The organism is Piscirickettsia litoralis (assembly GCF_001720395.1).
GTDB classification, from domain to species: domain Bacteria; phylum Pseudomonadota; class Gammaproteobacteria; order Piscirickettsiales; family Piscirickettsiaceae; genus Piscirickettsia; species Piscirickettsia litoralis.
Genome location: NZ_MDTU01000004.1, coordinates 152594 through 156432 on the forward strand (window position 1 = coordinate 152594; position 3839 = coordinate 156432).

Annotated in this window: 5 protein-coding genes; 1 reads left to right on the top strand and 4 read right to left on the bottom strand. The window is 37.3% G+C overall.

The window, feature by feature from the left end; all coding sequences use genetic code 11:
- Positions 1-283, bottom strand: a 283-nt coding sequence (locus BGC07_RS17310; protein WP_201258195.1) for a transposase, incomplete at its 3' end; no start/stop codon positions are given.
- Positions 284-296: 13 nt separating this feature from the next.
- Positions 297-698, bottom strand: coding sequence for a helix-turn-helix domain-containing protein (locus BGC07_RS17315; RefSeq protein ID WP_069314311.1), 402 nt, complete (start codon positions 696-698; stop codon positions 297-299).
- 67 nt (positions 699-765) lie between these two features.
- Between BGC07_RS17315 and BGC07_RS19855 the strand changes: the two genes are divergently transcribed.
- On the top strand, positions 766-1182 hold the full coding sequence (locus BGC07_RS19855; RefSeq protein WP_139121829.1) for a transposase: 417 nt from the start codon (positions 766-768) through the stop codon (positions 1180-1182).
- Between the two features lie 141 nt (positions 1183-1323).
- On the opposite strand, the gene BGC07_RS17325 is transcribed toward BGC07_RS19855, so the two are convergent.
- Both BGC07_RS17325 and BGC07_RS17330 read right to left on the bottom strand, forming a co-directional pair.
- Positions 1324-2496, bottom strand: coding sequence for a sugar efflux transporter (locus BGC07_RS17325; protein WP_235603482.1), 1173 nt, complete (start codon positions 2494-2496; stop codon positions 1324-1326).
- A 185-nt stretch (positions 2497-2681) separates the two neighbouring features.
- On the bottom strand, positions 2682-3191 hold the full coding sequence (locus tag BGC07_RS17330; protein WP_069314313.1) for a hypothetical protein: 510 nt from the start codon (positions 3189-3191) through the stop codon (positions 2682-2684).
- Between the last annotated feature and the right edge of the window lie 648 nt (positions 3192-3839).

Below are 3839 nucleotides of genomic sequence, written 5' to 3' on the forward strand. Positions count from 1 at the left end.
GATTATCCATAATAACCGCGTGGTTTTTATTGAGCTTTGGCAATAATAATTCCTTGATGAATGTTATGAAGATGCGAGAGTCTGTATTCCAGCTTCCATAGCCAACCGCCTTGACTTCATCAACCCCGATTGCTCCAATAACAGAATATTTCGCTGTATCCCTAAAAGGAGCATACTCAATCGCACGATCACCATTAAAAGCTCTGGCATAATGGCGTGTCATGTTCAAATAACACCCAGACTCATCAAGGAAAATAAGATCTTTATTTAAGGTTTTTATCATTCGGCCAAATTCATTACGCTTTTTTTACCCTATCTGTCTGTTGCTGAGAAGCTCTTTTAGACTTCTTCTTGTAGTTGGCCTTTAGTTTCTGGCAAGCTCGATGCATCATACTTCTTCCGACAGGAATCTCATGTGTTTGGTTGTATACTTCACAGAGTTCAGCAATCGTTGCATCCGGTTTATTTGCAATTAGCTTAGCAACATCGTTTAGGTTATTCCCAGATAAAACTGCATGGCGGCCATGATGGTATTTTTTAGGTGATAAATCTCCGTGAGCATTATAGGCCCTCCAATATCGATTTAAAGTGGCTATACTGATACCAAATTGCTCTGCGATCTCTGCTTGGTGGTATTTTCCCTTTTTATAAGCTTCTACTGCTTTCATTCGAAGGTCTGTTGAGTAAGCTGCTGGCATAATAAACACTCCTCTGTTTATTACGATTATCTTACAAGTCAAAGTGTTAGGGAAGTGCTATAATGGGATGATGTGGATATTGCGTAAGCAGTATGAATGCCTAACTGAGGCCGATAAAAATAAATTTGAGTTACTCTACAAACATTCACCACTCCTGAAAAAGGCTCATCATTACGCTTTAAAATTAACACATATATTTAATGCCCACAGCGATAGAAAATCAGCCATGGCCAAAATTGACCGATGGATCACTGCTGTAGAAAAAAGTGGACTCACTTGTTTTAATTTATTTATTACAACACTTAACAAATATAAAGGCTGTATTATCAACTATTTTAAAGATCGAGAAAATAGTGGTTTTGTTGAAGGGCTCAATAATAAAATTAAAGTCATTAAAAGGCGCTGTTATGGTTTTTTTAAAACGGAGTCGTTGTTCCAGAGATTGGTGTTAGATTTGCAGGGCTACGATATGTTTGCAGTGTAATCTACAGAATCGCAGAAAAGCCAAAAATTCACCTCTTTGAGTGAAGAATTTGAAATTTTAACGGCCATAATTGATCAACTGAAAAAGAGCATTCGACGATAAAAAGTTGGTTAAATTTACTACTAGATTTCTCTAGTTGGGTTACGTTTTGTAACATTTACCTTTGTCCATTTTCGATAAACAGATAAGGCTGATTATTATCAGGAGCAAAGATGTTTCAAATACACCATGAAAACCGAACCACTTTGTCACTACACCAGATAACACACCGCTGATGACAGCTCCTGCCTTCATCGTGTTGCTATACAGTGTAGTACCTATACAAGGTGCATGTCCCAATAAATCCTGAAAATAGCACATGCCTGTACTGGCTAGAATGCCAACAAACATAGCACAAAACAGTTGAATTTCGAGGAGTTGATTTTGAGTATGGAAATACAATAGACCGCCATAGAAGAGGATACCTGCACTGGCGGAGATCAGCATCATGTTATGTTTGCCTATCTTACGAGTGTAGTAACCGCTTACCAGCATTGCTGGGATCTCCACACATGCGGCAATTCCCATCATGATTCCTGCCAGTTTTTCATTCAGATGGAGAGAGTAAAAAACATAAAGCGGCATACTAATACGGTACATGTTATTAGAGGTCCACATCAGGGTGGAAGCCGTAAACAACAAGCGCACATCCCTGTTTTCCCAGACATTGATCTTGTGAGCTTGGGTAAATTTGGGGTTTGTGCTTTTAGGTAGTTTCAGCATTACCACCAACGTACAAAATAGAAACATTATTGTAGCGACAAGGTACAAGAAAAAAAAACCATAATCGATGGCAATAACAAAGGAAATCGGTGGACCAACCACCCATGCCAAAGAATACAGGCTCCGCATGACTGTAATAAACATATTCGAGTCTTTTTTCTGTTGTTTTGTGTACTCTCTGGCATGAGCAAACAACAAAGGAGAGGTCGTGGAGGCGATACTGCTGAGCAATACTCCAAAGATCAATAAAAGCCAATAGTTGCGGTTAAAGGCGAAGAGGGTGCTCATAAGAACTCCAGCAATACAGCAGCTAATGATTATCTGCTTGAGTGCCGAATTATTATCCGAGTAGCTTGCTAACAATTGGCTGACTAGAATACCAGCCACCGCATTCACGGCATAGAAAAGACCTATCAACAAAGAATTAGCATTAATATCATTGGCCAAAAATAGGCTTAAGGTCGAGAACTGCAGAGCTACAGCAATACCAGTCAAAAAAATAACCAGTAAAAAAACCAACGATTTGCTATCGTTTTGACGTAATAAGGGCAAGGTCCTCATTAAAAACATTCCTTAATTTTGGCACCATCCCTTATGTGCTTCTTGCATCTTCTTTTAATAGCTTTTCATTACCAAAAAAATGGCACTTTTGCACGCTACGTTGCTTGCAACGTGTAAGCGTGCTCTTCGTCCTCTTCGTCATTTTTCGTCATTTTCCTCGATCCTCGATTTAGGGTTTAACTTTCTTCATCAGTAATTGTTTTTTTCATACGGTATTCATGAACAAAGGTCATTCTGTTTCCATTGAAAAATAAATGGGGGTTGAACCAAAACATATTTGGCTTCGTGCTTTCAGTAACAAATCCTTTTTTAAGAAGTTCTTTTAGTGATCTTTGAAAAGGCGTTCTGGACACATTGATGTGGTGCTCAGTAAAGTATTGTTCGGCTCCTACCCAAGCTAGATAAACTGCATCTGCGTTTGGTGTTTTTTGTAATTCCGTCATCAAATACTGAAGAATGCGTTGAGTTGTTGGCTTCAAATCAAAAATTGCCTTAACGTTCCTGGTATACACCTTTAAAAACTCATCTTCATCAACATGCTTAACAACATGTACACCGCTGTGAGTGATTGATTGAAAGCGAGGGTCAATTCGTATAACAAGCAGTTTACACTCAGTAAGTGACTCTAGATCTTTAGATACCCTCCCAGGGTAACCACAGGGCTGTGACTTTCGCAACTTCATCATAACAAGGTAAATATGTCTAAATTACTTGTCCAAAAATTTATGGATCACCAAAAGGATATCTGTTGGATATATAATCTATAGTGGTGATTAAACCTCGATAAGTGTAATTTGAATAGATTTACCCAAATACGTAAGGCCTTTAAGTGCGAAGTTAAAAGAACGAGTCTCTAAAAATTCGGGTCAAAGCCAGTGTTCACTTACCTTTCATTATTTCACAATGTATGTAACATAGACTATAACAATTTCAAAACGGTGAGCTACTCCCTACATTTTTTTTACATTCATAATTCTTAATCATTTCATAAAGTTTACGCTCTTTGGCGCTGAGCAATTTTTCATTTATTTTTTTTGATTTTCTTTCATTGTCAGCGCAAACTGTGACACAATCGATAATTCTACTCCTAAATTAACAAATTTTAAAAATTAAATTGAACATGGCATGACAACTCAAAATTTCTGTCTCTGTATTGATAGAATATAGTGTTAAAGTCTTTCGTAAAACATATAAAAAAATATGATTTTTTTATTATTGATTTATCTGTCTAGACGGCACCATCACATTAATTTCATAGTGCCAAATAAAATGGATATTACCTTACATTAGGCACAAAAAATCTGTGCAATTGCATCGTTCCAGCAATGAATATT